The sequence below is a fragment of the Allomuricauda sp. M10 genome, assembly GCF_020782875.1.
Lineage (GTDB): Bacteria > Bacteroidota > Bacteroidia > Flavobacteriales > Flavobacteriaceae > Flagellimonas.
The window spans coordinates 298283-320686 of record NZ_JAJGBN010000005.1 but is presented as its reverse complement, the minus strand read 5'-3'; the positions used below and the strand labels follow the sequence as shown (position 1 = coordinate 320686).

Genomic DNA, 22404 nt, shown 5'->3' with positions numbered 1-22404 from the left:
ACTAAAACGGTTTAGTTATTTTGTTCAATTAAGAAATGTCACACAGACCGGTGACAAAATTTCCTTGGTCCTGAATTTCTCGGACAACATTCCATCTTCCTTAATGCCATATACCACAACATCGTGCGAGTTTTGGTGGCATGCCAATAACCATTGGCCATCTGGTGTTATGTTGAATTCACGTAGTTCCTCGCCACCAGTCTGTATACATCCAACCAACTCCAATTTTTTCTTTGTAATGGAAAAAACCGTAATCGTCTCCGACCTCCTATTGGCAGCATATAAAAATAGGCCATTAGGATGGATACGAATTGCTGAAGCACTTGGCTTTCCCATATAATTCCTGGGAAGAAAGGGATAAATATCAATTTCCCTATAGGATTCCCCAGACATTCCAAGGACTGAAATATTCCCTTTCAATTCATTGATGACAAAGGCACGTGCTCCTCCAGAATCGAAGACCAGATGGCGGGGCCCACTACCTTTGCTTACCGGACAATCTCCCATGGCGTTTGGACTTAACTTTGCTCCATCATACCTATATGCCTTAATGGTGTCAATACCCAAATCACAAACATAAATGTCCTTTCCATTTGGGTGAACCGCAATCTGATGGGCATGAGGCCCTTCTTGACGATCTTTGTCCATCCCGATTCCCCTATGCTGGTAATCTACAATGGCATCCCCCAATTTTCCATCATCATACAACGGATATTGAATGATATTACCAGTGGCATAGCAGGCCACAAAAACACTTCTTGGATCCACGGCAACATGACAAGGATAACCTCCTGAAATGGGCTGCTCGTTCAAAAAATCAAGTGAAAAATCTTTATTGACCTTATAGGACCTAATCCTAGGAGATTCAATCTCATCCAACTCTGTGGGGCAATATAAAAACCTGTTATCATTGCTAATGGCCAGATAACTTGGGTTGCGTTCTTTTTTGGAATGTACATGTTTTAATTCACCTGTTTTGGTATTTAGAGAGACCGTATAAATCCCTTGGCCCACTCCCCCAAAACCCGGCATGGGGTATTCCGTATAACTGCCAATAAAGAATGTCATCCACATATCCCTACTCTTTATGCATGAAGTCATGAATGGCCTTTTGGGCCTCCTTACTATAAAACAGTGCCGTTACAACCTTTCCTTCCTCTTCGATCTTTTGATCAAAGGGAATGGAACTAAGACTCAAATTTGCCAAACGCTTCAACTGTCCAATGGCCCTTGATGGCCTCCTGCTCAGTTTTTGTGCAAAACCAGTAAACCCTTGATAAAATTCTTCTTCCTGAAACACTTGATTGACAATTCCCCAGCCCCATAATGTTTCTGCCGAATACTGTCCCCCTGTAAAAAGCATTTCCTTTGCTCTGTTGATTCCTATCTTCTGAATCAAACGTTGGGTTCCCCCACCTCCAGGTACCAAGCTCAAAAACACTTCGGGCAGACCCATTTTGGCCGCTTTGGAAGCCACGATCATATCACATGCCAAAGCGATTTCAAATCCCCCTCCCAATGCAAAGCCATTCACAGCGGCAATCCAAGGTTTTTGGGCTTTTTCTATACTTTCATATAATCTTACCCCTTGCTTTTGGAAGGCTTCAAATTCTTCCGGGGTCTGACCGGCATATTCCTTGATGTCAGCTCCGGCCATAAAAGCCCTGCCCTCTCCCGTAATCACCGCAACCGTAATTTTATCGTCCGCATTGATCTCTTCGATTCCAGAAATGATCTCGTCCATCATTGTCCTGTTCATTGCATTGAGTTGATCGGGTCTGTTGAAACGAAGGGTAGCCACACCTTCATGGACTTCTATTTTTATATTTTTATAACCTTCATCCATATCATGCTATTGATCTATACAATTGGTTCAAGTCCTTCATTACTCTGCTCGATTCAATATCACCTACCAATCCTGAATGCAATAAATCTGCACCTTGTTCCTGAAATCGGTTCCAACCGGGATGCTGAGGACGCACGTACACATTCTCCATCGTCTTAAGGGTGTTTTTGAAAAAATCAAGGCTTCTATTGTTATTATCCTCGTCTTGCCAAGCAATTAGGTTACCAGGCTGTCCTCCATTTTTGGTATAAATGCCCTTTTGAACATCACTCATTGCTGTATACACCACATAGGAGACAGCTTCATCAGGGTGTTCACATTTGTTGGAAACCGCAAGTCCTACTCCACCAAGAATAGTGGAAACATCGTTCTTTGCTCCAGTGGGACTATTATGAAAACTCACGGTTTTTCTTGCGAACCCGATTTGGGAGTAGTTGACATAACCAAATAAAAAAGGAGAATATAGGATTTCATCCCCCGATGCCATTACATCCAAAATTTGAATAGGATTCCAGTTCAATGAATCCGGATGAAGATGTTCTAAATGTTGTTTTATTTCATTGAGCACCGAACTCCCGGCTTTTTCATTAATCGTTTGATCTTGGATAAAGTCCCTTCCCATGTCCTGTGCACAAAGGGTCAAAAAGGTGCACCATAAATCGGTAGGACATAAGGGCCATGCAATGCTCTGGCTATCGGGAACTTTCTTATAGAGCCTGAAAAGGTCCGCCCTTGCCATGGGCAATCCTATTTTAAGTTCCTTGATCAGGTCATCCCTGGATGCGGCAACCAATGCCGCGGCATCAATCGGCAATGCATACAAATGGCCCATATATTGGTACGAGTTGAAACTTGGTCCAATGGATTGTCGCTGCAGTATCTGCAATATACTCTCAGATATCCTTTCCTTTAGAGAAAGCAATAATTTGTTGGCATGGGCCTGACCCATATAAGGATGATCTACGGTTATTAGATCATACGTTTCCATCAGGTCTTCTACAGGTGTGTCCCCAAATTCCTTCAAGGATCGTACATCCCATTGAATGGAAATTTCTTGGTTTTGTTCTGAAAATGCCTTGGAAGTTGCTCTTAATGGCTGATAACCTCTGGGGTGATCCCAAGCAATTCCTTTTAGTATAATTTTATTTGACATGACGAACACAGCCTAGTTATTTTCTTTTTTAGGTCTTGGATCATATTGGATCGTGTGGTTCATATAGGAACCGTCAATATAAACGTCCGCACCATTGATATATGCCGCCAGATCACTTGCCAAAAAAGCAACCGTTGGAGCAACATCGGCTATTTTCCCTATCCGTCCCTGAGGAATCCATTCCTCAAACCTATGTTTTCCGAACTTGGCGATTTCTTCCCGGTTCATTTCCGTTTCAATTGCTCCGGGCGCAACGGAAACCACCCGTATATTTTTATCCGCCAATTCAAGTGAAAGACATTTGGATAACATCTTTAACCCCGCTTTTGCTGAACAATAGTGTACCAATCCCTTTCTAGGAACCACATCATGTATTGAGGTTATATTGATAATCACGCCCTTTGCCTTGACCGACATTCGATGTGCAGCTTGCTGAGAGCAGAGGAAGGGGCCTTTCAGGTTTATATCAACGACCCTATCCCATTCGTGTGGATCGAGATCCAAGACATGGGAAATGCTTTCTGTTCCCGCATTATTGACCAAAATATCCAATGTTCCTATTTCACGGTCCATTTGATCAAAAAGATCTTTTGCCTCTTGGGCTTTTGAAATATCCGCTTTATATATGCCTGCCTGAACGCCATATTTTTGCTGGATTTCTTTCTTCAATTCAATTGCCTCATTTTCCCTGTTGAAATAATTAATGAATATATCCGCACCACATTTGGCCAACTCACGACATATCCCAGCTCCAATGCCCCTACTCCCACCTGTTACCAAAGCTTTCTTTCCTGTTAAATCTATTTTTTGCATCTTTCGTGTTGGATTGTTTCGACCCACTATATCTCTGAGTCGAAAAATTTCTTGACAAGGTTCCTCAACTCTCTTACTTGGGTTTTGTTCAATTGAAATTGTTCAAAATCCGACACATGTGTATTGGATTTTTCAGCGATCAATACTTCACTACCTTCCTCCATGGCTATATTGTGCCATCTTCCCTGAGGAATATTATATATTACATCGGACCTCATGAGTTCCGCCTCAAAAATGGGCTCGCCATTGTGGATGGTAGCTCCGATCAATACTGCTTGTCCTTTGATAAGGACAAACACTTCATCCGTGTGCCTATGCACATCCAAATGGAAAATTTGGTCAATGTGCTGTGATTCAATATAATTTAGTTGGGCCAATTGCCATCCTTCCCTTATCAAAAAAGGGTGGTAGCCAATCCCCGACACCACATAAGTTTCTATCATTTCCATATTTTTAAAATGTTCATTATCCCTGCTTTTTTGTCCAACTGTGTTGTATTTCCTCCAAGGTCTTTCCTTTGGTCTCGGGCACAAACCGCCAAATGAACCATATGGCGGGAAGGGTCAGTGCGGCATATAGAAAAAATGTCCCCGAAGGCATAATTTCCTTTATTAGCATAGGATTGGTCAGCGTTATCAAGAATCCGGTGGTCATTAAGGAAAAGCTTCCCACCGATACTGCAAGCCCTCTAATAGATGTTGGGAATATCTCACTGATCACCACCCATACAACGGGACCAAAAGAAAAGGCAAAACAGGCCACGTATACCAATAAAGGAACAATGACGTATGATGACCCCACGGCAAACAGAATACCTATGGAAGACAGCGAAATAAAAGTGCCAACAACCCCTGCCAACAACAATTTCCTTCTCCCTATGCTATCAATCTTAAAAATGGCAACAAATGTGAAGGCACTGTTGACAATTCCTACCATTACAGCTCCCAAAAAGGAGTTTTCCACACTATTGACCGATTCGTTGATAATGTTGGGGGCAAAATACATGATGGCAGCTATCCCGCTCAAGTGGGAGAACATGGGCAGTAAAATTCCTATCAAAAGTGGGGTCCTTAAAATGGGATTCAACAGTTCCTTTATCCCTTTTGATTCTTCCTTAACGGCACTTCGAATTTCATTCAAGCTGGTCCTGGCATATTCAGGTCCATTTACCTTTAGCATTATTTCGTTGGCTTCTTCAAACCTGTCTTTGGATACCAGCCATCTCGGTGATTCCGGCACAAAGAACAACAGTACAAAGAACAACAGGGCAATGGGAATTTCAGTGCCCAACATTCCCCTCCAAAGCTCACTTACAAAAAGCCAGTCCATAAAACTGGAAGGTTCCTGTGCAATCACTCCTGCTGCATCACCAGCAAAACCCAACACCAACCAGTCAACAAGAAAGGCGAACAAGATACCCAAGGTTATGGACAGCTGATACAGGGATACCATTTTTCCACGGCTGTTAGGCATGGAGAGTTCCGATATATATATTGGTGCCACCACCGAGGTAATACCAACACCAATTCCTCCTAGCAAGCGAACTGAAATGAGCACTTTGAGGGAAAGATCTTTATTGGCCAGAATCCAGAGTGGATTTTCCAGATCTCCCAAAAACTGTGGAGGTAGCATGGATCCAACCGCAGAAAGCGTAAGACAGCCTGCGGCAATGATCAGTGTTTTTTTTCGGCCCAATCCGTCCGTTATGGCGCCAGAAGCTATACAACCAATGATGGTTCCCAACAGTGCGGAGGAAACAACCCAACCCAACATAGCCGGTGTAAGGTCAAATTGTTGTTCCAAAAAGCCATTGCAGCCAGAGATTATAGCGGTATCATAGCCGAACAAAAAGCCCCCAATGGTCGAAACAAAACTTATCCTCAATAAATAAAATGATATCTTACTCTTCATTTCGTTTTTCTTAAACCGGCATTACATGATGCCAAATTTGTCAAATGCATCCACAGTACTCATTCCTTCTTCCAATGCTTTCTTTACCAGTTGTTCACCACGGGCCTTTTCAATGGCTCCGCTGAACGCCTCGACCACGACTTCCGCAGGGACCACGAGGACACCATCCCTATCTCCATAAATCACATCTCCGGGATTTACCCTCACCCCATCGATTTCAATGGGCACCCGATAATCGATTACCTTTCCCCTAGGACCTTGATCCTGGGCATAGCCCCCATAACTGAATGTAGGGAACCCCAACTTCAATATTTCGTTGGTATCCCTAGACCATCCATGCAATACAGCCCCTGATGCCGCAAGTTTCATAGCCCTTGTGCTCATCAATCCACCCCAAAGTGCATACCTCGGAGAAGCACCTGAACATATATATACCTCGTTTGGCCGTAAACTGTCCAAAGCCTCAAACATTAACCCAAAGGGCTTCATCATCATAGGGTTTTTGGTGTTTTCCACCACTTCTTCATAAACATCGGCCTCCAGCACCGGCATGGCACGCCCGATGACCACAAAATCATTGTGTAAAGGTTTTATTGTTGGAGGTAAAAATTGGTTTCTAAACCCAATTTTATCCAAAATGTCACCGACAAGAGCAACAAAAAGCTCCTTCTTGGCAATGGAGAACAATTCATCATCCGTTTTCCAGAGTGTTTTTTTAGGATCGATCATAATTTTACTTTTTTGGAATTGAACAATTCCCTCAAGAGATTTAACTGTGCTTCATTTAATTGAACTGTAACCGTGTCGTTCATCTGGGTATCTGGCTTTTCAAGTAAGATGAGTTCCGACCCCTCCTCCATAATAAAAGTGTACCACGTTTTTTTTGGAATATTATAGGACACCCCTTTTTTCAATACTTCCATTTCGAAATGGGGAAGGTCATCCACAATTTCCATGGCGATAACATAAACAGTCCCGGACATTAAGGCTAAACCCTTGTCGGTGCCATCATGTCTATATAATGTCCCCATATTTAAAAAACCATACTTTTCGAAATAATTCAACTTGACCATTTGCCAACTGTCCCTGACCAAGAAGGGATGAATGCCCTTGTCTTGAATACAATAGGTATCTATGGTACCTAAATTGGGAAGCTTCCCTTCTGCCTTCTTGTTTGTCATTAATAGGCTTACTTTTTTGAAATTAGTTTATACGTGTCAATGGAATTGTGTCCGATATCTACATTGAAGCTTTTGGAAATTTTTCCCAGTGATTCCTTGTCTTCCTCTATCAGGTTTGTGCGGATCAATTCTTGAAATTGAGTAGGAAGGGAGATAGTTGCGTGTCTGTCCTTACCTTCCATTTCCACTAATCTGACAATGACATCCTCCCCGCTCTCACTTTTTTTAATTGTACTTATCCGCACCATGGGTTCCGACACTTTAAAAAAGCCCATCTCTTGTGGTAAGGTTCCCGAGCCATCTGTATTCTTCTTCAACACGGCGCGGAACGGATGGTTGGATCCTACTCCGAATTCGTACGAAAGCCTATCGTCCGGCACATGGGACGCCACGGAAAACTTAAAATGATGGTCTCCCGCTTGATGGTACCAATTGCCCTCTGCATGACAGCTTTTATGGGAGGCCATCAATATCCCTTGAAGCACTGTATAATCAACAGCTTCCCGTGTTGGGTCTACCCAATCCGCCAAGGCTACGTCTGTTCCCAGCGTTACTGCTAGGTCATCATTTTCAGATGATATATAGTTCATCACCTCCCTTGGCTTGATCGTTACCGGTTTTTGGTCATAGCTGCCACCCCAGGCCCATCCGCCGGGAGCTTCCTTCATTTCGCTTTTGCCAACTTCCGCTATGGCCATGGGAACCTCGTATTTGATTCTCGATCCTACCATCTGTAAGGGAAGTGCAAAACGGAATTCACGATTATGGGTTCCGTCCCAGTCCAGCAAATCGATAAAAAAATCAATTTTCTTTTCATGATGGTACATCCGGATCCGTTGGACAATCCCCGTATGTTTAAACTTTGTTTCGTTCTTAAACTCTGCAAATACATCGCCGTCAGAAGTTAGGGACCAATTTGCGATATGGTCGCTCATTTTGTCATAGTCCTGCATATTGGGTTCCGTTATCTGCGTAAACTCACCTGCACCATTACCATTATATCCTAGTGTAAGAACATCCCCACCCGAAAATCTAGTTGTATTCAACACTTCTTCATCAAGGACTCTGTCATACAGATGTTCTATACCTCCATCTCCAAGCTGAATGGAATAGAACTGATTGGTCAGGGAATTGGGAAGTACAGTTTTATTAGTTGCAACGGCCCTTCTTCCCTTTTTGAGATAATAGGTCTTATATCCGATTGCCGGTACTTTTGAAGCATGTAAATAAAGTAATTTACCATTGGTATCTGGCATTTGGGAGGGCACGACCTTTCCTTTTTCGTCAATCACATAAAATGGTCCGTTGTCTTCCAACACTACCGTCACCAAGCCGTCCCTATCCCAAGATAGATCATTGAAGACCACAATGGCATTATTTCCTTTGATCATGACCTTATCTGAAATCGATTTCAAGGATGAATCCAAAATCCTATCCGCTTCATTGGCCGCAAACTCAAGTTTTGATCTAAAAATACTATCGGTGACATCCCCATTTTTTCCACCCCATCCATGGTCGGGATAAATGGACTCTTCAAATGCCCTGGACAGTTCTTTTTGTGGATAATCTTCAAAGGAATCTTTGAGCAGGGCATCAACTGTACCGAATATTTCAGCTGAGGGTAGCAACCTTCCTGCCTTTCTTGATGCGGTTACCGCTTCATAATGTCCAGGACCGTGGATATAGGCCCATAAATTGGGTCTGCTTCCTTCCAACTGTTCAAATTTGGCTCCCGGCCGTTTGATTTCGGAAAGAAATCCAGAAACTGTTGAATGTCTTAGTTTGGGCATGGCCATTCCAGTTTCGGAAACAATTTTATTCCATTCCTTGATCAGATTACCATAGTTGGCTGGCCCCGAAGCATCGTTGCTGATGACAATGGCAAAATGGGGAGGCAGGTTGTGTTCTTTGTAATAATCAGTCCACATCTCCACACGGTTTTGGATTTTATGCATTGCCTCAATGGCATCCTCTTCAAAAAGTTTATAGAAAATTACTGCCCAGCCATAGTTTCCAGGGGTATATGTAAGAACGGAAGAACCATCCGGGGAGTACCATTCATAAAAGCCCTCCCTCATTCTGGATACAAACAAATTCTCCACATCGGCCTTTGCCAATATCTGGGGAAATTGAAGCGTTCGTCCAGGTACATCGGTATTAAAGGCAGTTTCTTCACCAATACCATCAAAGTTGTCCTTGATCCAACGTTTTCCGAAATACATTTCACGAACAAGTTGTTCCCCTGTTTGCATTCCCTCATAGGGCTGGTTGTATGTGGCGCCCCATGTAAACCTTCCTTCTTTATGTCTTTGGATAACCTCTTCCTTTCTTTCAGGGAATTCTTCAATGAACTCCTTTAAGTTTAGTGCCTGTTCCATTCCAAAACGGTATTCCCCATCTTTCTTCATGATGTCAAGGGCAGGTGCTATAATATCGTTAACCCTTTCATGGCGACAGTAATCGGGTGTATCCATCCATGCAATGTCCTGGTGTGAAGATGAAATAATATGGAACGTTCCCTCCTTAAAGTACCCCCAATCCGAAGTTACCAGAGGTTTAAACAATTGTTCTTTGACCGCATGTTTCTTTGAGGCCACAATCTTCATTGTTTGTGGTTTCCCAAAAACCGGTAACCACACCCATGCCTTACCGTTTTCAAATTTCAAATTTGAGGTATAACCACTTTCCAGAACAATTCCTTTGAAATCCTGGGGTCGTTCCAAGTCTAGGAAAGCCTTGGTTACGAGATTTTTTCCTTCTTGATGGTACTCATAAGGTTTTACATATTCTATGGCAACCATGTTCAAGTTTGTATCGGTCTGGCCAAAGCCATGGCAACAGAACATTACAAACAGAATATGCAAGTTCCTTTTGATTCTTGATGCCATAATTGATTGTGCAATCATAGGGTTCTGTTTTTCTTTCAATTAAGTTACTTGATTTTCCCTTTGGAAGAATTCAGCCTTGAAAGTTTCAAGGCTGAATTTTCTATACATAGGCCTTAATCTGCCAGTAAAGGATTGATCTGGACCTCGGACAATGGTATTGGAAATGGCAAATAATCTCCAGGAACCACCGCTCCACTGGGCAATTCAAATCCGGCAAGGGGGACAAAATCTCCTAGTTGTGTATCAAAGACCATTTGTGTCCTTACAATATCAAAATAGGTCTTGTTCTCTGCACAAAGTTCCCAATACCTTTGTTTCCATACCTCTTTTCTGAACTCTGACTGCGTTAGGCCCGAGACTGTTGCCAAACCGGCCCTTTCCCTGATATCGTTCACCGCCTGATAGGATGTTGCATTGGGATTTCCATCTACTTCGTTCTGTGCCTCGGCATAGGTGAGTAGCACATCGGCATATCTTAACAATGGGAAATTTTTGCCATTATTTGGGGCTGTTTGCAATATTCCCTTATCAAAAAACTTGTAAACGGCCCAAGGAAAGTCATAGGTCTCCCCTCCTGTGGTAAAGGAATTATAGAAAAAGCCCATATTGTTTCTTCCCCTTAAATCTTCACTGGCATAACTGTCCAGGAAGGATTCGTCAGGATAATATCCGCCAAATTGAAAAAATGCGGTTTCCGTGAACACAACCCCTTGGGGAAGGAAATAGATATTGAATCCATTTGGATAATCCGGTTGGTTATAGTTTAAATCCCAGATATGTTCTTCAAGATTGTCATAATCCGCATTGTTCAACTTGTCAAACCAAGTCAGGCTACCATCACTTTGGAACAAGGAAAAATCACCGCTGTCCAAAACCTCCAAGGATTTTGCCCTTGCCAACTCCATGGTATTGTCCCGATTCAATGGGTGTCCGGCCATGCTAAGGTATACCTTCGCCAAAAGGGTCTTTGCAGCTCCAACAGAAGCCCGGCCATTTGCTACGGGAGTAGCAAATTTTAGGTTTGCCTCGGCAAAGATCAAATCGGGCACAATGGCCTGATCATAAATGTCTGCAATCGAAGTCTTGGGCAACAACCCATCATTGATCGGTGAAACCGTTGAGGTCAACTTTAGGGGAACATCCCCAAAAATATTCACCAATAGATAATAATAGTACGCCCTTAGAAAGCGCGCTTCTGCAAGTAGGCTATTTTTCTCGCCATTATCCAGAAAATCAACGCCCTCTATATTGTCTATCACCAAATTGGCGGATTCAATACCCTTGTAACAACTTTCCCAAAATATTTTCACATAGGAACTACCCGAAGTATTGGTTAAATTATAGTAAAACCCGGTTTCAGGATATTGGGACACATTGTTCCACTGGCCTGTGACCATTTCCAACATTGCACTTGGAAAATCATCAAAACCATAGCGGGCATATGGTGCATAAAGAAAGGAATACACCGAATTCACGGAAGATTCAATATCCTCCTCCGTCTGATAGAAATTCTCATTGGTCTGCATGTTCCTTGCATCCTCTTCCAAAAAATCCTCACAGGAAGCCAGGCCCAAAACCACACATATAATAATTACATACTTTTTCATTTTCAATCTTTTAAAAGTTAAGGTTAATACCAAACGTATAGGTCCTTGGACGGGGGGTGCCATAAAAGGTCTGTCCTTGCTGTGCATATCCCCCACCGAAGGAAGAAGCTTCCGGGTCAAAATCCCTGTTATGGGCAATCAAGAAGAAATTGTCCATATTGAAGTACAATCGTACGGCTTTCATCCCAAATTTGTCCACCGCATCATTGGGCAGTCTATATCCTAAGTTGAAACTTCTTCCCCTGACAAAAGAACCATCTTCCAACCAATGGCTATCTGCAAAACTGCCAAAATCGGTGTTCCAAGGATCAGATCCCATACGCAAAGCCGGAACCATGGTATCCTGATTATCAGGTGTCCAAGCATCCTTCAATACCGTTGCATAACCCGAAGCATACCAGGTACGGTCCTCAACGGTAAGTGCGGCCACATTTTGTATCTTGTTTCCCTGTCTGATCTGGATATCCATGTTCATATCCCAGTTCTTATAGCGAACAGAAGTAGAAACCGTCATATCATAGTCACCAAAGGGACTTCCCAAGAATTTCATATCGGCTTCATCGAACTGACCGTCATTATTGACATCGTTCCTTTTGATGTCACCTGGTCTTTTTCCATATCTGGCCGCTTCCTCAACCTCATCGGTACCCCAAGTACCCAATCGTTCAACGCCTATAAAAGATCCCATTGGTTTACCTACCCTCAATATTGTGGCATTGCCCAAAAAGCCGGAGGATATTACATCTGCATCGGTTGCCCCAAGTTTAAGAACCTTGTTCCTGTTCTTTGAAAATACCGCTCCAATGTTCCAGTTAAAGTCGGCGTTTCTAACTATATCTCCGGACAAGGCCAGTTCTATACCCCTATTCTGGACACTTCCAATATTAGAGGTAACCGTGGAATAGCCTGAAACCGTAGAAACCGGCACGTTGAACAAAAGATCTGTGGTTTTCTTGTTGTACCAATCTGCTGTAAGTGACAAACGGTCATTGAACATGCGGATATCGGTCCCGATATTGAATTGAGCCGTTCGCTCCCATTTCAAGTCAGGGTTCGGTGCCCCACCAATACCTGATCCCTTAACAATCTGATTGTTCAGGTTTATGGTATAGTTCCCGATGGTCCCCAAGGAAGAATACGGAACCGGGGAATTACCTGTTATACCATAGCTTCCCCTAAGCTTAAGAAAGGATACCAATTTTGAAAGGGATTCATTTTCGGCAATGAAGTTTTCCTTTGACACCACCCATCCCAAGGCTCCGGAAGGGAAAAAGGAATATTTGTTATCCGCACCGAAAACGGAAGAACCGTCATATCGAGAACTGAAGGTGAACAAATATTTCTCATCATATACATAATTCAACCTTCCGAAAAAGGAGTTCAACGAAAATGCACTGTATCCTGAACTGACCGTTGGTGGTTGGGAACCTACTCCCAAATTGTAATATTTAAAAAACTCGGTCGTATACCCTGAAGAATTGGCCCCCAGGTTATGGGTATCGGAAGAGGACCATTGCGCACCCAGCATTGCATTGAAATGATGTTTCTCGTTGAAATATTTATCGTATGTAAAGTAGTTGTCCGAAGTCCATATAGTAGTTCTAAAGGTACTTCCGTTAGCACTCCCCAAACCATTGCCAGAAATGTTCTTATAGGTATTCCAAGCATAGCTTAGGTTATTCAGGGTTTCATTGGTATAAACGGATTTAAACTCCAACCCCTCATAAAGCTTGAACTGGGCAAAACCGCTAAAACGTAAATTGGATTCCCTTACAGGGGACTCTCCCAGGGAATTATTGGATAGAGCCACAGGGTTATTGCCCTCAAAATAATAAATATCAGGTTCTCCACTGGTATTATAGCCCCAGTCCCGGAAAGTGGCAAAACTGCCATCAGGGAACTGAACAGGTAAAATAGGAGGGGTCTCAATCAAGGTACGGGACAAGTTAAGCCCGCCTATACCTAAATTACTCCTTATCTGTTGCTTTACAGACCAACCATTGAGTTCTCCGCCCACCGTTAGCCAATCATTCAGGTCATATTCCACGTTTACCCTGTATGTCGCTTTCTTCTGGTAATCTGATTGAAACAGTCCTTGTTCATCGTTGAGTCCCAAGAAAATTCCAGTACGGGATTTATCGGTACCACTGGTTATGGACAAGTGATGGTGCGTTGAATATGCTGTCCTTAATGCTTCATCTTGCCAATTGGTATTATAGATCGGGTTGTTGTTCTCATCAAACAAAAGAGGATAGTCATCATGTAGCCTTGGTCTTATGACCTCGTCATATGAGCCTCTTGCCGGATCGTATTCCCACATTCTTTTGAAGAGCTCCATATAGCCCTCGGCATCCAACATTTCTATTTCCCTTGCAGCAACACCAATGCTTAAATTACCATCATAGGTAACATTGAACCCACCTTCTTTTCCTTTCTTTGTGGTAAAAAGAATAACCCCATTGGTTCCCCTAGCACCATAAATAGCAGTGGCCGAAGCATCCTTGAGCACCGATACGGAAGCAAAGTCCGAAGGATGGTAACCGTTAATATTGTTTGTGATAACGCCATCTACAAGAATCAAAGGGGTATTTGACCCATTTATTGAAGAAAAACCCCTGATGTTAAAACTCAGATCTCCTCCAGGGTTCCCATTATTATTATAAATGTTCAATCCAGGTACCTTGGCCTGAAGGGATTGAAGTGGGTTTGTGGTCACACGCTCCTCGAGCTCGCTTTCGGATACTGTACTGATGGCACTGGTCAGGTCGGAACGCTTTACGGATCCATATCCAACAATGACTACCTCATCCAAACTGGCAACATCCTCCTGAAGTGCAATGGTAACATTGGTCTGTCCATCAATGGGAAGTTCTTGGGGCACATAACCCAAATACGAAACCACCAAAACAGCACCAGAATTTACCTTAATGGAAAAATTTCCGTCAAAATCCGTTTGAACTCCATTGGAAGTTCCTTTTTCCACTACACTTGCGCCAGGCAAGGGGTTTCCACCACTATCGGTAACAGTACCTCTTATGGTGATGTCCTGTTGACCTTCGCGGCCGTGTTCTTTTTCTAAACTTAAAGCATTATTAAAGTCCAAAGGACCTAGGAACGATTTGGGCACTGCTGCCCAAATCCCCTGCAAAAACCCTATGGAAAGGTATGCAAGGAAAATACAAGTTCCCTTTTTAAAGGATACGAATTGATTTAGCATAATTTCTATTTGTTTGTTTGTTAAAATTTAATTTTGCTTGGCTACAATCTGGACAATGGATTGGTTTTGACCCAATTGTACTTTTGGTTCTTAGTTTATTTTCATCCCCTATTGTTTAACATGTTAAATGACTACGTTTCCGTTGACACGATGCATAAAATCAAAACTACATAACTAAACCGGTTTAGTTATTGTTCAAATTTTTAGGATCATGCTCCACAGGACTTCCGTATTTTAAAATTCGTGTCAAGTACTATTCTTTTATCCTTAGTTTTAATCATATTATCGCCTTTCATTTCATCAACCAATATATCCACGGCGAGATCCCCAATCTTTTGCACGGGTTGTATAACAGCTGTTATGGGTGGATTTACCAAATCAAATGCTGACATTTCAGAAAAACTGGCTATGGCAACCTCATCCGGTATCCGTATATCCATATCATTGAGTGCCCTCAGCCCCTCTCTTGCCAAATAGTGTGTTGAGAACAAAAGGGCGTCCACTCTTTTCTCTGGGGTTGTCACGGCCTTTATCATTTCCGCCATATCGGAGACGTAGGTTTTTTGATCCAGTTCAGATACAAATCGATTATCCTGTTCCACCCCATGATCGTCCAAGGCCTTTATATATCCTAACAATCGCTGTTGCATGGCATCCAACTCGGATTTTATAGTAACAAAACCTATTTTTTTCCTTCCCAGACCCAACAAGTGTTTGGTTGCATGATATATTCCACCAAAGTTATCGACTATGACATAGTTGGTATCCAAATTAGGGTAATGCCTATCGATCAGAACAAAAGGAAAATCACTTTCCTGTAATCTCAGGATATCCTCCTCATTTTTTTGAGTGGAGGAAATGATCAAACCATCTACCTGTCTGTTCAACATGGATTGTATTAATTTAGATTCCTTTTCCGGTTTTTCATACGAACTACTGAACACCACCGTATACCCCATCTCCATTGCCCTTGCCTCAACAAAACCTGCTATCTGCGCATAGAATGTATCCGAAATATTGGGGATTATCAACCCTATCGTCTCACTTTTTCCCCTGCTCAGGCCACGTGCAAGTTGATTTGGCACATAATTATACTTCTTGGCATATGCAATGATCCTCTCCTGGGTTTCCTTGCTTATCTTATTCTCGTCCCCCTTATTGTTCAGCACTAACGAAACTGCCGTTTTGGAAACATTAAGGTTTTTGGCAATATCTTTTAAATATATTTTTTTCAATACAAAATGTAATGTAGCCTTTCAGCCAATATTCCTCCAAAGATAATTCAAGTCCGTACCACTCGCATCTATCAGGTTCAACTATCTCAAGAGGATACGTATTTGATAATTTGGTTTTTACTAAATCGGTTTAGTATTTGATCAAAAGTATATAATTTTATGAAAACTCAAAAATTTTACTAAAAATTAACATTTTTCAACTTAGGAGATATCTACATGGGCATAATAATCATATCCTTCCCTGATTTAGTTCAAAGGCTATGCTTCCTCTGTTGACCATCTACCGTCCATCGTGGATTGAAACCTATATACCCCTGCAACAAAAGGGTATGTTGGCTCAAAATATCCAATACTAAGAATCTAAGATTCCATCTTTGCATCGTCGATGCAATATTTGGTCAGACAATGTGAGTTAATAATATAAATCAAAACATCCGCCTCTTCCCACATTTCCCAATTTTAATCAATAACTTTTTTTGCTAAATTCTTGCGGTTTTATGGATTTTAAACAAGATAAATTGTATTTTCGTCAACTAAACCGATTTAGTTATTAATGAAATAAACGACGGATGAAAGTAGTTTTGCAATTATATGTCAGTATTTGCCTGATTCTTTTGGTCTCCTGCAACAATTATAAAACAGAAGAACTGGTTTCAGTAGAACAATCTATCCCCGATTTGATAGACTACAATTTTCATGTGCGTCCCATTTTGTCGGACAAATGCTTCGCATGTCACGGCCCTGACAAATCCAAGCAGGAGGCAGGACTACGTTTGGATATCCGTGATGAAGCACTAAATGAACTCAAACAAACACCTGGGAGATATGCCATTGTACCCGGAAAACCAGGTAAAAGCATCGTTTTTGAGCGTATCATGTCAACAGATCCCGAAAAGGTGATGCCTCCCATTGAATCGCATTTGGAACTTAGCTCAAGGGAAAAGGCAATTTTAACCAAATGGATTGACCAGGGAGCCGAATATCAAGAACATTGGGCATTCCAACTCCCTAAAAAGCAATCGGCACCAAACATCATGTCCCTTGGGGAAACTTACAACGAAATTGACCTTTTTGTATTGAAAAAACTGAAGGATGAGGGTCTAGAACTCAGTCCGATTGCCAATAAAGAAACGTTGTTGAGGAGATTATCCTTTGATCTGACCGGGCTCCCCCCAACCCTTAAAGAATTGGACCAATACAGCTCTGGACAAAAGTCATATGAAGATATGGTCGATGACTATTTGGCTTCCGGTTCCTATGGTGAAAAAATGGCCACGGCTTGGCTGGATTTGGCCAGATATGCAGATACCCACGGTTACCAAGATGATGGTCCTAGAAGGATGTGGCCTTGGCGGGACTGGGTCATTAATGCTTTTAACAATAACATGCCATACGATCAATTCATCAAGTGGCAACTGGCAGGCGATAAATATCCGAACCCAACCTTGGAGCAAATGATAGCCACGGGCTTTAATAGAAATCATCTTATTAATGTGGAAGGGGGTATTATTGCTGAGGAGTATAGGGTAGAATATGTATTGGACAGGACCAACACCTTTGGCAAGGCTTTCCTGGGTCTGAGTTTTGAATGCGCTCGGTGCCACGACCACAAGTACGACCCCATTTCACAAAAGGACTACTACAGCGCCTCTTACTTTTTCAATAGTGTAGACGAAATGGGACAGGGACAACGAGACTTCCCTGAAGTTCAGCCCCCATCTGTACTCTTGACCACGGAAGAGAAAGATAAGGTCCTTTTGTTCCTGAAAAACCAGACCGAAGAATCGAGAAAAAATTTGGAAAACATTGCCCTATCATCTACTGGGGACTTTAAGGATTGGGTGGACAAGGTAAATCTTAAGGATTTGTTCAATGCCCCTTTAGTTGAACCCATAGAGAACTATCCTTTTGAGGATCCCAAAGAATTCAAATCTGTTGAAGGAATAGAAGGTAGAGCCGTATTGTTTGATGGCGGAGGTGGGTTGAATTTTCCGGGCAAAATAGATTTTGAACGTTATGATCCTTTTTCCTATTCTTTCCATATAAAACCACCTGAACCCAATGGGACCTTTAACTTCTTTACCAAATCCACAGGTGAGTTTGGCGGTTTTCGGGGTATTGAAATGCAACTGGTAGACAACAGGATCGAGTTACGGATGTCTCACAGATACCCTAACAACGCTATCAGGGTTAGAAGTTGTGATCCCCTTCTTCCTGAGCAATGGGCCCATGTTGGCATAACCTATGATGGTTCAAGCAAGGCTGAAGGTATACGAATTTTCATTGACGGGAAACCGCAGGAATTTGAAGTTTTAAGAGATAATCTTTATAAATCCATTATCCCCTACCTCAACAATTCAAATGGGACATATGGCATTGTTTTCGGATATCAGTTCAACGCTCAGGGTTTCCCCAATGGCGCCCTTGATGAATTCAAAATTTTCGATGTGGAACTTTCACAATTTGAAATGAACCTATTGGCCAAAAAAAACGGCTACAAAGAACAATTAATGGCGCTTACTAGGGAAAATCTTAAGCAAAATGCACAGCTTAGGGAATTCTATCTTCTGAGGAAAAGCAAAGAAATGGAGGCCCAACGCAGGCAACTTGTCCTAGCTAGGAAGGCAGAAAATGATACGTTATCCGGCATACCTGAGATTATGGTGATGAAGGACATTCAAGACAGTGTCCGAACAACATATGTCCTTGAACGCGGCAATTATGATTCCCATGGCGAGCAGGTAGGTCCAGGTCTACCAGAGGCCCTTATGTCAACTTCCAGTTTACGTCCCAAAACAAGGATGGAGTTGGCAGAATGGGTGGTGAGCAAAGAAAACCCCCTAACCTCACGGGTCGTCGTGAACCGCCTATGGCAAAGTCTTTTTGGCCGTGGCCTTGTGGAAACCTCCAACGATTTTGGGAGTCAGGGAAGCTTACCCACACACCCAGAACTTTTGGATTGGTTGGCTATTGATTTTATTGAATCCGGGTGGGACATTAAACGGATGATCAAACAGATTGTCATGTCAAAGACTTATCAGCAGTCCTCAAAAGCAAGTCCGGAACTCTTGGACAAAGACCCCAACAATGAACTCTTGGCCAGAGGCCCTAAGTACCGATTGCCTGCCGAAATGATTAGGGACAATATCCTTGCGGCAAGTGGCCTGTTAGTGAAAAAAATTGGGGGACCCAGTGTAAAACCCTATCAGCCGGAAGGCCTTTGGCAAGAAAAAGCCTCATTTGTAGGGGAAAATAAATATGTACGAGGTACCGGCGATGACCTTTATAGGCGGAGTCTTTATACCTATTGGAGACGAACGATACCTCCTCCGTCGATGATTACCTTCGACGTTCCCGATAGAAATATGTGCACGGTAAAACGACAATCCACTACCACTCCACTTCAACCCTTGATAATGCTCAATGGCCCCGAATACATAGAAGCCGCAAAGGTCTTGGCAAGCCGGGTGGCTGAATCGGAACATGAAAATGTGGAAAATCAGATTATAAGGGCATTTAGACTTTTGACCAGCAGACTTCCGAAGGAAGAAGAACTAGAAACCCTGTTGGAACTTTATACCAAAGAAAAAAGTCGTTTTGAACAAGAGCCGAGCAAAATGCTACAACTTTTGGATATTGGGGATCACAAACTGGACATAAAAGAGCAAAATGCCGATATAGCCGCACTGACGGTAGTGAATAACATTATTATGAATTTTGACCCTGTTTACACTAAATATTGATCATGATGGAAAAAGAAGAATATATTCTAAAAGGTTTGGGGAGACGGGATTTTTTGGGCAAGATGGGAATGGGACTTGGTTCCGTGGCCCTTTGGTCACTTTTGAACCCAGTTGATGTCCTTGCCGGAACGGGCCTTAGGGGAAGCTCCGGTGGTGTCCTTCAAATGCCGCATTTTGTTCCTAGGGCGAAAAGGGTGATATATCTATTTCAAAGTGGAGGGCCGGCACAGCAAGATCTCTTTGATTATAAACCCTTGCTTAGGGAACTCAACGGACAGGAATTGCCAGGCAGTGTTAGACAAGGACAAAGACTCACTGGCATGAGTGCCTTTCAGAACTCACTCCCTTTGGCGGGCAGCCACTTCAACTTTAAACAATATGGGAAAAATGGTATGTGGGTGAGTGATCTTTTGCCCCATACGGCCAAAATTGTGGATGAGCTTTGCTTTATCAGATCAATGTATACGGAAGCCATCAATCACGATCCGGCCATTACTTTTTTTCAAACAGGTTCCCAACAGCCGGGCCGACCGTCAATTGGTTCATGGTTAAGTTATGGTTTGGGCAGTGATAATGAAAACCTTCCTTCCTTCTCCGTATTACTGTCCAGGTCGCATCCATTTGGTCAACCACTGTATTCAAGACTTTGGGGCAATGGTTTCTTGCCATCACAACACCAAGGGGTACAGTTCAGATCCGGGAAAGATCCTGTACTTTACTTGAACAATCCCCATGGAATAACAAAACAATCAAGAAGAAATGCCCTCGATGCTTTAGAAAAGCTCCATACCTTGAACGAGGACCATCTTGGAGCCCAGGAGTTGAACAGCAAAATTAGCCAATATGAGATGGCCTACAGAATGCAAACTTCAGTACCTGAGGCCATGAGTATAGCCAAGGAACCGGATTATATTCTGGACATGTACGGCCCAGAAGCCAGAACTCCGGGTACTTATGCCTATAACTGTGTTCTGGCACGTAGACTCGTTGAAAGGGATGTCAAATTTGTTCAATTGTACCATCAAGGTTGGGACCAACATGGCAATCTCCCTACTGACATCCAAAGACAATGCAAGAGCACCGATCAACCATCCGCTGCCCTAATAATGGACTTGAAACAACGTGGGTTGCTGGAGGATACACTGGTAATCTGGGGAGGAGAGTTCGGTAGGACCAGTTATAGCCAAGGAAGGCTTACAAAGGACAACTATGGAAGAGACCACCACCCCAGGTGCTTTACAATGTGGATGGCAGGTGCCGGGGTAAAACCAGGTTATATCCATGGCCAAACCGATGATTTTGGCTATAACATCACCGAAAATCCGGTCCATGTACACGATTTTCAGGCAACGCTCATGTATTTGCTGGGCATAGATCATGAAAGACTGACCTATAAATTCCAAGGAAGAAGATTCAGGTTGACAGACGTCCACGGATCTATAGTTAATGACATTCTATCATAATCTATACGTAACTATGGATGTAACTAGCTTTATAGGAAGACTGCACCCCCTTTTGGTCCATTTGCCCATCGGGTTTCTCACATTGGCCCTACTTGTTGAATGGTTTATGGGTAAAAACCAAGGAAAGTCACAAGTAAAAGTAATCATGTTCGTCCTTATCCTTGGAGCCCTATCCTCTATTGTAGCGGCCCTATGCGGATGGTTTCTTGCCAATAACGGAGGATACGAAAACAATACCTTGGCCTGGCATCGTTGGCTCGGAACATCCATATGCCTGTTGGCCATTGTGGCTCCATTTGCCAAACATTACGAGCAAAAAAAAACCTATCGCCTTACATTGGTGGCCATAGGGGTATTGCTTTTTGCCGTTGGACATTTGGGGGGGTCCTTAACCCATGGCTCCGACTATTTATTGCAACCGCTCAGAGGAGACAAAGGAGATGGGTACAGCAACGTACCAGAGGTCAAAAACCCAGATTCATTGATTGTTTTCCAGCATTTGATCCGTCCTATTTTCGAACAAAAGTGTTATGGCTGCCATAATCCGGAAAAAGATATGGGAGGATTGAACATGATGACTTATGAAAAACTTATAGCGGGTGGCGAACACGGAGCAGTGATCGAAAAAGACCCGTGGTCAAGTGAGTTGATCAAGCGGGTGACCTTACCACCCAAAAGTAAGTACTTTATGCCTCCGAAAGGCGCTCCTTTGGATTACAATGAAATCAGTATTTTGAAATGGTGGATAGAACAGGGGTTCGACTCCATCAAAAGTGTAATGCAAATGAAACCCGATAAAAACATAGCCCATATTTTGGCCACATTCTATAAAATAGATACAAGTCCAAAGACCTTCTTTGAAAGGACCAAGGTAGATCCAATGGATGAATCCGTATTGGATTCCCTAATGGGTATGGGATGGCAAATTAAACGGATTGCACAGGACAATCATTTTGTTGAAGTTTCACATAGATTTGACAACCCCCTTTCCAAGGGTAGTCTTTCGGTTCTTGGAAAGATCAAGGATAACATCACTTGGCTAGACCTGTCCGGTCTGGAACTGACCGATTCGGATATGGATGGTGTTTCAAAACTCAAAAACTTGACCAAATTACATTTGAACGACAATGCCATAACGGGACCAGGGCTCCGGGCCCTATCTGAACTGAAAAATCTTGAGAGCTTGAACCTGAACAATAACCCGTTGTCAGTGGAAGATCAAGATTGGATAAAACCCCTGACCTCCCTTAAACGAATTTACCTTTGGAAAACGGATATTAAACCGGAATATATAGAGCAGATACGTAAAACTTTTCCTGAACTTCAAATCATTCTATAACAAAAACA

Annotated in this window: 15 protein-coding genes; 3 read left to right on the top strand and 12 right to left on the bottom strand. The window is 42.7% G+C overall.

Annotated elements, in window-relative coordinates:
* Positions 1 to 24 precede the first annotated feature (24 nt).
* The 12 genes from LKX84_RS14450 to LKX84_RS14395 form a co-directional block, all read right to left on the bottom strand.
* The gene (locus tag LKX84_RS14450) at positions 25 to 1101 is read right to left on the bottom strand and encodes a lactonase family protein (RefSeq protein ID WP_228237855.1); all 1077 of its coding nucleotides are present in this window, start codon (positions 1099 to 1101) and stop codon (positions 25 to 27) included.
* The gene (locus LKX84_RS14445) at positions 1079 to 1846 is read right to left on the bottom strand and encodes an enoyl-CoA hydratase/isomerase family protein (protein WP_228237854.1); all 768 of its coding nucleotides are present in this window, start codon (positions 1844 to 1846) and stop codon (positions 1079 to 1081) included. The genes LKX84_RS14450 and LKX84_RS14445 overlap by 23 nt, the downstream gene beginning before the upstream one ends.
* Before the next feature lies 1 nt (position 1847).
* Complete coding sequence (locus tag LKX84_RS14440) at positions 1848 to 2999, bottom strand: hypothetical protein (protein WP_228237853.1); 1152 nt, start codon at positions 2997 to 2999, stop codon at positions 1848 to 1850.
* A 12-nt stretch (positions 3000 to 3011) separates the two neighbouring features.
* Positions 3012 to 3812, bottom strand: a complete 801-nt coding sequence (locus LKX84_RS14435; RefSeq protein WP_228237852.1) for an SDR family NAD(P)-dependent oxidoreductase — start codon at positions 3810 to 3812, stop codon at positions 3012 to 3014.
* A 26-nt stretch (positions 3813 to 3838) separates the two neighbouring features.
* The gene (locus tag LKX84_RS14430; RefSeq protein ID WP_228237851.1) at positions 3839 to 4255 is read right to left on the bottom strand and encodes a cupin domain-containing protein; all 417 of its coding nucleotides are present in this window, start codon (positions 4253 to 4255) and stop codon (positions 3839 to 3841) included.
* A 22-nt stretch (positions 4256 to 4277) separates the two neighbouring features.
* Complete coding sequence (locus LKX84_RS14425; protein WP_228237850.1) at positions 4278 to 5723, bottom strand: sugar porter family MFS transporter; 1446 nt, start codon at positions 5721 to 5723, stop codon at positions 4278 to 4280.
* A gap of 21 nt (positions 5724 to 5744) precedes the next feature.
* Positions 5745 to 6452, bottom strand: coding sequence for an RraA family protein (locus tag LKX84_RS14420; protein ID WP_228237849.1), 708 nt, complete (start codon positions 6450 to 6452; stop codon positions 5745 to 5747).
* Positions 6449 to 6904, bottom strand: a complete 456-nt coding sequence (locus tag LKX84_RS14415) for a hypothetical protein (protein WP_228237848.1) — start codon at positions 6902 to 6904, stop codon at positions 6449 to 6451. The genes LKX84_RS14420 and LKX84_RS14415 overlap by 4 nt, the downstream gene beginning before the upstream one ends.
* Before the next feature lie 8 nt (positions 6905 to 6912).
* Positions 6913 to 9810, bottom strand: coding sequence for a glycosyl hydrolase-related protein (locus LKX84_RS14410; protein ID WP_228237847.1), 2898 nt, complete (start codon positions 9808 to 9810; stop codon positions 6913 to 6915).
* A gap of 95 nt (positions 9811 to 9905) precedes the next feature.
* Positions 9906 to 11399, bottom strand: coding sequence for a RagB/SusD family nutrient uptake outer membrane protein (locus LKX84_RS14405; protein WP_228237846.1), 1494 nt, complete (start codon positions 11397 to 11399; stop codon positions 9906 to 9908).
* Positions 11400 to 11409: 10 nt separating this feature from the next.
* On the bottom strand, positions 11410 to 14616 hold the full coding sequence (locus LKX84_RS14400; RefSeq protein WP_228237845.1) for a SusC/RagA family TonB-linked outer membrane protein: 3207 nt from the start codon (positions 14614 to 14616) through the stop codon (positions 11410 to 11412).
* 209 nt (positions 14617 to 14825) lie between these two features.
* Entirely contained in the window at positions 14826 to 15851 is a 1026-nt protein-coding gene (locus LKX84_RS14395) for a LacI family DNA-binding transcriptional regulator (protein WP_228237844.1), read from the bottom strand.
* Between the two features lie 569 nt (positions 15852 to 16420).
* On the opposite strand from LKX84_RS14395, the gene LKX84_RS14390 reads away from it, so the two are divergent.
* Genes LKX84_RS14390 through LKX84_RS14380 form a run of 3 tightly spaced genes read left to right on the top strand, consistent with a single transcriptional unit; the run spans position 16421 to position 22396 of the window.
* Positions 16421 to 19594 (top strand): DUF1553 domain-containing protein, encoded by a 3174-nt coding sequence (locus LKX84_RS14390; protein ID WP_228237843.1) that lies wholly within the window; start codon positions 16421 to 16423, stop codon positions 19592 to 19594.
* Between the two features lie 5 nt (positions 19595 to 19599).
* On the top strand, positions 19600 to 21057 hold the full coding sequence (locus LKX84_RS14385) for a DUF1501 domain-containing protein (protein ID WP_410548883.1): 1458 nt from the start codon (positions 19600 to 19602) through the stop codon (positions 21055 to 21057).
* A 13-nt stretch (positions 21058 to 21070) separates the two neighbouring features.
* Complete coding sequence (locus LKX84_RS14380) at positions 21071 to 22396, top strand: c-type cytochrome domain-containing protein (protein WP_228237841.1); 1326 nt, start codon at positions 21071 to 21073, stop codon at positions 22394 to 22396.
* The last annotated feature ends 8 nt before the right edge of the window (positions 22397 to 22404 follow it).

Bases quoted from the DNA above. Each gene is read 5' to 3' on its own strand.
- LKX84_RS14420 (WP_228237849.1), bottom strand. From the start codon at position 6,452: ATGATCGATCCTAAAAAAACACTCTGGAAAACGGATGATGAATTGTTC.
- LKX84_RS14410 (WP_228237847.1), bottom strand. From the start codon at position 9,810: ATGATTGCACAATCAATTATGGCATCAAGAATCAAAAGGAACTTGCAT.
- LKX84_RS14400 (WP_228237845.1), bottom strand. From the start codon at position 14,616: ATGCTAAATCAATTCGTATCCTTTAAAAAGGGAACTTGTATTTTCCTT.
- LKX84_RS14425 (WP_228237850.1), bottom strand. From the start codon at position 5,723: ATGAAGAGTAAGATATCATTTTATTTATTGAGGATAAGTTTTGTTTCG.
- LKX84_RS14435 (WP_228237852.1), bottom strand. From the start codon at position 3,812: ATGCAAAAAATAGATTTAACAGGAAAGAAAGCTTTGGTAACAGGTGGG.
- LKX84_RS14450 (WP_228237855.1), bottom strand. From the start codon at position 1,101: ATGACTTCATGCATAAAGAGTAGGGATATGTGGATGACATTCTTTATT.
- LKX84_RS14390 (WP_228237843.1), top strand. From the start codon at position 16,421: ATGAAAGTAGTTTTGCAATTATATGTCAGTATTTGCCTGATTCTTTTG.
- LKX84_RS14385 (WP_410548883.1), top strand. From the start codon at position 19,600: ATGGAAAAAGAAGAATATATTCTAAAAGGTTTGGGGAGACGGGATTTT.
- LKX84_RS14380 (WP_228237841.1), top strand. From the start codon at position 21,071: ATGGATGTAACTAGCTTTATAGGAAGACTGCACCCCCTTTTGGTCCAT.
- LKX84_RS14445 (WP_228237854.1), bottom strand. From the start codon at position 1,846: ATGGATGAAGGTTATAAAAATATAAAAATAGAAGTCCATGAAGGTGTG.
- LKX84_RS14415 (WP_228237848.1), bottom strand. From the start codon at position 6,904: ATGACAAACAAGAAGGCAGAAGGGAAGCTTCCCAATTTAGGTACCATA.
- LKX84_RS14430 (WP_228237851.1), bottom strand. From the start codon at position 4,255: ATGATAGAAACTTATGTGGTGTCGGGGATTGGCTACCACCCTTTTTTG.
- LKX84_RS14405 (WP_228237846.1), bottom strand. From the start codon at position 11,399: ATGAAAAAGTATGTAATTATTATATGTGTGGTTTTGGGCCTGGCTTCC.
- LKX84_RS14440 (WP_228237853.1), bottom strand. From the start codon at position 2,999: ATGTCAAATAAAATTATACTAAAAGGAATTGCTTGGGATCACCCCAGA.